The sequence below is a fragment of the Marilutibacter maris genome (genome assembly GCF_006546735.2).
In the GTDB taxonomy this organism is placed as follows: domain Bacteria; phylum Pseudomonadota; class Gammaproteobacteria; order Xanthomonadales; family Xanthomonadaceae; genus Marilutibacter; species Marilutibacter maris.
The window spans coordinates 1-7,558 of sequence record NZ_VICD02000201.1 but is presented as its reverse complement, the minus strand read 5'-3'; the positions used below and the strand labels follow the sequence as shown (position 1 = coordinate 7,558).

The window sequence follows — 7,558 nt, the reverse complement described above, 5'->3', positions numbered from 1 at the left end:
CTCGACCCTGAGCGGACGGGCCAGGGCGCGGCGCACCTCGAGCAGGGCACGGGCGTCGGCGCCCTCGCGCAGGCCGACATGGGCCTGGGTCCCGTCGCCGCCGAGCAGCACGACGCCGTGCGCCTTGGCGAAGGCGTAGGGCAGGGCGGCCGGTGCGGGCGCGGACGGCGTCATCGCGCCGGCGCGGCCTCGTCGCTTGCTCCGGTCGCCGCCGGGACGGGAGCTGGAGGCACCGGCGGACTCATCCGCAGGTATTCCTGGACCAGGGCATCGAGCGCGGCGCGCTGCTGCTCCGCCTGTTGCGCTTCCAGCTGGCGATCGCGGATGTAGCCGTAGCGGTAGGCGGTCTCGCGCTGCGCGTCGGCGGCGTCGCGGATCACCGTCGGACGGATGAACACCATCAGGTTGCGCTTGTCGTTCTCGCGCGCGGTGCTGCGGAACAGGCCGCCGATCAGGGGCAGGTCGCCGAGTCCGGGAATCTTGTCGACGGTCACCCGGTCGGTCTGGTCGAGCAGTCCGCCGAGCACGACGATCGCGCCGTCGTCGACCTGGACCTTGGTCTCGATCTCGCGCTTGTTCAGCACCAGCTCGTTGAAGTCGGCGCTGACCGGACCGGCGATCGAGGACACTTCCTGGCGCAGGAACAGGGTGATGCCGCCGCCGGCGTTGATCTGCGGCTTGACCTCCAGCTGCACGCCGACATCCTGGCGCTGGATGGTGCGGAACGGGTTGCTGTTGGAGTCGCCCAGCACCTCGCCGGTGGTGATCGGTATTTCCTGGCCGACCAGGATGCGGGCCTCCTCGTTGTCGAGGGTCATGATCGACGGTGTCGACAGCAGGTTGGAGCCGGTGTCGGACTTGACCGCGTTGATGATCATTCCGAACACCGCGTCGCTGCTGCTGCCGGCCAGTCCCGCCAGTCCGCCGGACAGGCCCAGCAGCGACTGCACCGCGGCGCGGCGGGCCAGGTCCAGCACGCCGTCGTCATCGTCGTCGCCCGGCTGGCCGGCGGCCACACCGGCGGCGATCGGCATGATCCCGGTCTTGGAGCTGGGGTATTGGGTGGCGAGGAACGGAATGTTGCCGTCCTTGCCGCCGAGCAGGAACTGCACGCCGAGTTCCTTGGCCGCCTCGTCGGAGATCTCCACCACGATCGCTTCGACCAGCACCTGTTCGCGGCGGGTGTCGAGCTGGTTGATCACATCGAGCAGGGTGCGCTGGGTCTCGGGGTCGGCGTTGATGATCAGCGAGTTAGAGCCCGGGTAGCGGACGATGGTCGGACGCTTGCCCGGCACGCCGGCGATGACCTGGGTGCCGGTCGGCGCGGCGGTCGACACCGCGCTGGAGGCCGGCGCGTCGGCCCCGTAGGCGGCGTCGGGCGCCTGGCCGACCAGTTGCTGCAGCACCGGCAACAGCTGCTCGGCATTGGCATGGCGTAGCTTGACCACACGCACGTCGCCGCTGCTCTCGGCGCGGCGGTCGAGTTCGAGGATCATCTGCACGACCCGCTGGATCAGCTGGGCGTCGCCGCGCACCACGATCGAGTTGCTGCTCTCCACCGGCAGGATCGACAGCGCCGGGTTGACGCCGTCGGCGCCGCCGCCGAACAGGCGGGTCACGGTGGCGGCGATCTCCTGCGCGGAGCTGTTGCGCAGGGTCACGGTATCGATGGTGGCGCGGTCGCTGTCGACCTGGGCGATCAGCGCACGGATCCGGCGCAGGTTGTCGGCGTAGTCGGCGACCAGCAGGCTGTTGCTGTGCGGCATCGGCAGCACCACGCCGCCGCGCCCGACCAGCGGCTTGAGCGTTTCCGCCGCGATCCGCGCGTCGACCGTGCGCAACGGCAGCACCTGGGTCGCGAAACCGCTGCCGTCGCCTCCCGCCGAGCCGGGCTGCTGGGCGGCGGTATCGTCGGGAACGACGCGGTAGGCGCCGGCGCCGGCGGGCACCGCGACCAGGCCGTTCGCGCGCAGTACCGCCAGCAGCACGCCGAGCAGTTCCTGCTCGGACATGGGTTCGCCGCGATTGACGTTGACCGTGCCCTGTACCCGCGGGTCGACGACGAAGGTGGTGCCGGTCGCCTGTGCCACGTCCTGGATGAACGCGCGGATGTCGGCGTTCTGGATGTTGAGCGACTGAGCGGTCGGTGCCGGGTTGCCGCTGCGGGTGCCGGCGCGGTCCGGGTCGGCGCCGACCGCGGAGAACGGCTGCAGCACCAGGCTGGCGATCAGCACGCTGGAGAGAAGGTGTCGGTTCAAGGTTGCTCGGCCTGCAGAGTGATCGTCCGGGACTGGCCGCCGCGCTCGACGGTCAGCACCACTTCGGAACGGTTCTTGAGCTCGCCCGCCAGTTCGCCGAGCCGCTCGCGATCGAGCGGACGGCCGCCGACCGCCATCAGCACGTCGCCGGGGGCCAGGCCCGCGCGGCGGAACAGGGCGCCGTCGCCGCGTGGCGTCAGGGTGTACCCGCCGTCGAGGTTGGCGCGCAGCCCGGTGCTGGCCAACAGCTGGGAGGGCGCAATCGCGCCGGTGCTGCCGCTGGCCGGCTCCGCACGGGTCGTCGCGGACGTGGTGCCCGGGCTGGCGAGCGGACGCGTCCTAGCGGTCGACGCGGGCATGGGCGGCGACGCCGGAGTCGCCAGGTCGATGCGGTGTTCGCTGCCGCCCGCGCGCAGCACGACGTGATCCTCGCCGACCCGGACCAGGGTGATGCCGTCGGCGATCGCTTCGCCGTCGCGATAGGCGCGCTGCGCGCCGTCCTTGCCGGCGAGGATCGCCGAAGCGGGCATGCCGCCGTCGGCCGACGCCGCGCGCAGCCCGAACAGGCGATAGCCCAGCGCCTGTTCGGCACCGGCGGCTTCGGAAACCGCATCGCGCCGGTAGAACAGGTCGGCGTCGATCGCGAAGGCGTCGGCCGCGGCGGAAGCCTCCGGCGGGGCGACCTCGCCGAAGGGGGCGGGTGGAACCACCGCCAGCCAGATCAGCCGCGCCGCCTGCAGGGCAAGCAGGATCACCAGTGCGACCTCGAGCGCGGCGGGGAGCCGTCGGCCGATCCTTTCGCGCAGATCGGACGCGGAGATATCGCGGATGGCGGCAAGGGCAGGCACGGGCGCAGCGGTCCACATCTCGGGTTTCAGCGGCGCGAACAGGATGAGACGGATTTGTGACCATATGACTGCAACTGACACATGGATTCGAGGGTCTCGGCATTCGTGCGGGGGCGCGGGTCGGCCCGGAACGGGGTGAGCGGAAACAAAAGGGCCCGGAAGCCTGGCTTCCGGGCCCGTCCTCCCCGGGAGGGCGTCTTTCCCCATTGGCGGACTGGTGCGAGGCAGTCCGTCCGCACGGCCGGTGACGGCCGCTTCGACGACGCGATCGTGCGGATCAGCGACGTGCCGCAAGCGGGTCCGGACGAGGCCGGACCCGCAATTCGGGCCATGCACGGGGTGTGCATGTTTCAACCACGGCTAGAACGACGCCGACAGGCTGAGGGTGTAGCTGGTACCCAGGTCGTAACGCATCACGTCGGCGCGGCCGCCGCCGAACTCCTGATACTCGTGGAACTCCTGGTTGAACAGGTTGCGGGCCTCGAAGCCCAGCTCCATCCGGGTGTTCCACAGGGTGAAGCCCTTCTTCAGCACCAGGTCGACCGTGGTGCCCGGGTCCTGCACGTAGTCGGGCTGGACCACGGTGGTGCCGCCGGCGCCGTCCGCGCCGATGATGCCGCGGGCGTTGATGCGCTCGCTGGCGTAGCCGATCAGCAGGGTCGCCTGGCTGCCGGAGGCCGGGTGTTCGAGTCCCAGCTGGACGTTGGCCAGATGCTCGGACTGGCCCTGCAGGCGGCTGCCGTCGACCACCAGCTCGGACGCCGGTTGCGGACGGCCGTTGCCGGCCAGGGTGTAGGCGACGTCGTCGCCGTCGACCTGGACCTCGGAGTCGGAGTAGGTGTAGTTGGCGGCGACGAAGAAGCGGCTGTCGGCACCGGTCCAGTCCCACGGACTGTCGTAGTACTTGCGGAAATCCAGCTCCAGTCCGTAGACCACCGCCTTCGGCGCGTTGATGAAGCTCTGCTGCCAGGCCGAGCCCGAGCGGCCGTTGAGCACGACCTCGACCGGCTTGTCGATGTCCTTGTAGAACACGCCGGCACTGAGGTACTCGCCGCGATCGAAGTACCACTCGTAGCGGGCGTCGAAGTTGATCAGTTCGCTGTCGACCAGGAAGGGGTTGCCGATCACCAGGCGATCGCTGTCGAGGTCGAGGTACTGCTGCGGCGCCAGTTCGCGGAACTGCGGACGGGCGATGGTCTTGGACAGGCCGACCCGCAGCTGCTGGTTGTCGGCGAAGTTCCAGGTGACCGTCGCCGCGGGCAGGAAGTAGTCGTTCTCCAGCGGCGCCGCGGTCGGCAGCGGCTGACCGGCGCCGAACAGGTCGATCGGCTGCACCTCCTGGGTCGCGTCCTCGTAGCGGACGCCGACGGTGGCGCGCACCGTGCCGGTCAGCTGCGACTCCGCTTCAACGTACAGGGCGCGGGTTTCCAGCGAGCCGTCGTAGGCCGCTGCGCCGGTGCCGCCGGTGGTCTCGCGCAGGGTCAGGTAGCCCTGGCTGATCGCGTAGTCGGACAACAGGAAGTCCGGACGCAGATAGCGGTAGTAGAACGGCAGATTGCCCAGCGACAGCAGTCGGAACTCGCGGGTGACCGCGTCGCGCTCGGTGTCCGACCAGGCGGCGCCGAAGTTAAGATACAGGTCCATCTCGATCGGCAGTCGCCACGCGGCGTCGACGCCGGCCGAATCCACGCGCTCGTTGACCTGGCTGAAGCGGGTGTAGTTCTGCGCCTGCGAAGCGTCGTGGAACCAGAAGCCGTCGGCATCCTCGCGATAGCGGAAGCCCTTCTCGTACGGCGCGTCCAGGCTGGCGCGCGAATGGCCGACGCGCCAATCGACGGTCAGGTCGCGGAACTCGCCGAACATGTGCTCGCCGGTCAGCTGGGTATTGATCAGCTCGCGCTCGAACCAGTGGGTGGTGTCGTCGCGGACGTTGTCGCCGGTCAGCAGGCTGTAGCCCTCGGTGCTGCGCGTTTCCTTGTCGGTGTCGTGCACGTACATGGTCATCAGGCCGACCTTGTGGTCTTCCCAGTCCATGGTCACGCCGAGCAGGCCGTTGACGGTGGCGTTGTTGGTGGTCGACAGGAAGTCGTAGTCGGACTGCACCGCCATCTTGCCGCTCTCGACCGCACCGTCCTGCTGGACGCCGACCTGGGTCTTCCACTTGTTCTTCAGCGCCGCGGTGGCGACCACGCCCAGGCGCGAGGAGTCGCCCATGTCGAACGAGGTGCCGCCGCTGATCTCGTACTCGTAGTCCGGATTGACGTTGTCGGTGGTCTGGATCAGGTTCAGCGGCGCGTTGGTGAAGCTGCGCGCGATCCGCTTGACCTGGTCCGCGGTGAAGTCGGGGCCGGGGGTGATCCGGTTGCCGGTGGCAAGCGCGTCCTGCAGCTCCTGCGGCATCTTGCGGGTGCCGTCGTCGTAGCCGAAGAAGTCCGAGTCGCCGCCGCCGTAGTGGGTCAGGCCGGGCTGGAAGGTCGTCTCGCTGTTGCCGCCGATCGCCGCCTTGAACTTGAGGAACGGCTGCTCGGGGACCACCGCGCTGGAGATGTTGATGGTGCCGCCGCCGAACTCGCCCGGGAAGCGCACCGAATAGGTCTTCTGCACCTCGACGGTGTCGAGGACGTTGGTCGGGAACAGGTCCAGCGGCACGACGCGCTTGAGCGGCTCGGGACTGGGCAGCGGCGAGTTGTTCAGCAGCGCCGAGGAGTAGCGCTCGTTCAGGCCGCGCACGTACACGTACTTGCCCTGGTTGACGCTCAGGCCGGCGACCCGGACCAGGGCATCGGCCACGGTGCTGTCGCCCTGGCGCTCCAGGTCTTCCTTGGACACGTGGGTCATCACCGCCGAGCTGGTCAGCATCGGCTGCGGAATGAACTCGCCGCGCACCTCGATCGCATCGAGCTCGGTGGCCTGCTCGGTGGCTGCGGGCGGATTGGCGGACGGTTCGGTTCCGGCGTCCTGGGCCAGCGCGCCGTGCGGCGCGAGCAGGGCCGTGATCGCCAGGAAGATCCCGGTATGAGGGCCCGTACGGGCGATATTGAGCTTCATGAGTGGCAGCCTTTCTTAGGGTCCTGTACGTCCGATAAGCCGATGCCGCGGTTTCGCCGCGGCATCGGAGAGGGGGCGGGGCCACGGACTTTTGGCCCCGCTCCACCCGCGACCGCCCCCTGCGGCCACGGGTCTGGCCATCAGCAGGGATCGCTGCTGGTCAGGCCGCAGGTCCAGCCTTCCCACCAGGTATCGGCCGAGTCCTTGACCGCGCCGATGTAGTCGACGTCCTCGAAGAACGGATTGACCGTCGACAGGCCGGCGAAGGCCGGCACCGCGGACTCGTTGGCGCCGTTGATGAAGGTGCCGCTCAGGCTCGACGCGCCGGTCGAGTTGTTGGTGCCGGCGTTGAACGCGGTGGCTTCGGCGCCGGAAGCGCCGCCGGCGAACGGGGTGTCGCAGGACACGTAGGTCGAGTCGAACGTGCCCTCGGTGGTGGCCGACTGGAACTCGATGCACGCCGGATTGCCGCCGGTGAAGACCGCGTTGTAGTAGTTCACCAGGGTGCCCTGGTTGAGCACCACGACGTTGTCGTGACCCTTGCTGACGTATGTCACGTTGGCGATGACCGGATTGGAGCGGTACGGCAGGTCCTGCGAGCTCATCTCGTTGACGCGGTCGCCGCCGCCGTCGCGCTGGACGATCAGGCCGAACTGGATCGCGCCGCGGTAGCCGGAGTCGGTGTCGAAGCTGTCGTCGTCGATGCCGGTCATCACCAGATGCTTGGCGTTGACCTTGCCGCCGAACCACTCGATGCCGTCGTCGGAGCTGTTGTGCACCTGCACGTAGTCGACCTCGGTGCCGCTGCCCAGGCCGGCCATGGTGATGCCGTTGAGCTCGACGTCGGGCAGCACCTCGAAGCCGGAATGCATCACCCGGACGTACTTCAGCACGCCGCTGTTGTCGGCGTCGTCGTTGCCGCCGTAGAAGCCGTTGGCGCCTTCGACCTGCGCCTCGCAGGTGGCGGTACCGGGCTGGGCGGTGCCGGGGCAGGTGCTGATGGCGGCGCGGCCGAGCAGCACCAGGCCGCCCCACTGGCCGATCGAGTCGATGCCGGTGGTGCCTTCGACGCTCTGCCGGCTGGTCATCACGATCGGCGCGCTGGCGGTGCCCTCGGCCATGATCTGCGAGCCGCGGTTGACCATCAGGAAGTCGGAACCGCTGGAGCCGAACAGGGTCACGCCCGGTTCGATGGTCAGCACGCCCTGGCGCGCGTTCGGATACGGGTTCGCTGCGTCGCCGCCCATGTCCTCGCCGACATCGGTGCGGCCGTTGAGCGAGTAGGCCACGCCGTCGATCTGCGGCAGCGTCATGTTGCCGATGATGCGGGCCGGCAGCTCGCAGTTGGTCATGCCCGCAACCTCACCCACGTCGGTGGTGCCGCTCGGGCAGCTCGCGCCGGTC

Annotated in this window: 4 protein-coding genes and 1 pseudogene; all 5 read right to left on the bottom strand. The window is 69.2% G+C overall.

All coding sequences use genetic code 11. The annotated features are described in order from the left end of the window. Nucleotides 1–174 (bottom strand): annotated as a pseudogene (locus tag FKV24_RS19890) (type II secretion system protein GspE); the annotation flags it as partial. After that, complete coding sequence (gspD, locus tag FKV24_RS11580; RefSeq protein WP_111266010.1) at nt 171–2,258, bottom strand: type II secretion system secretin GspD; 2,088 nt, start codon at nt 2,256–2,258, stop codon at nt 171–173. The gene gspD and the pseudogene FKV24_RS19890, both read right to left, overlap by 4 nt. Next, complete coding sequence (locus FKV24_RS11575; protein ID WP_170288290.1) at nt 2,255–3,106, bottom strand: type II secretion system protein N; 852 nt, start codon at nt 3,104–3,106, stop codon at nt 2,255–2,257. Before FKV24_RS11575 ends, gspD begins: the two co-directional genes overlap by 4 nt. A gap of 360 nt (nt 3,107–3,466) precedes the next feature. After that, complete coding sequence (locus tag FKV24_RS11570) at nt 3,467–6,154, bottom strand: TonB-dependent receptor domain-containing protein (protein ID WP_141482493.1); 2,688 nt, start codon at nt 6,152–6,154, stop codon at nt 3,467–3,469. Nucleotides 6,155–6,294: 140 nt separating this feature from the next. Beyond that, a partial coding sequence (locus FKV24_RS11565) for a hypothetical protein (protein ID WP_211371854.1) occupies nt 6,295–7,558 on the bottom strand: 1,264 nt, incomplete at its 5' end.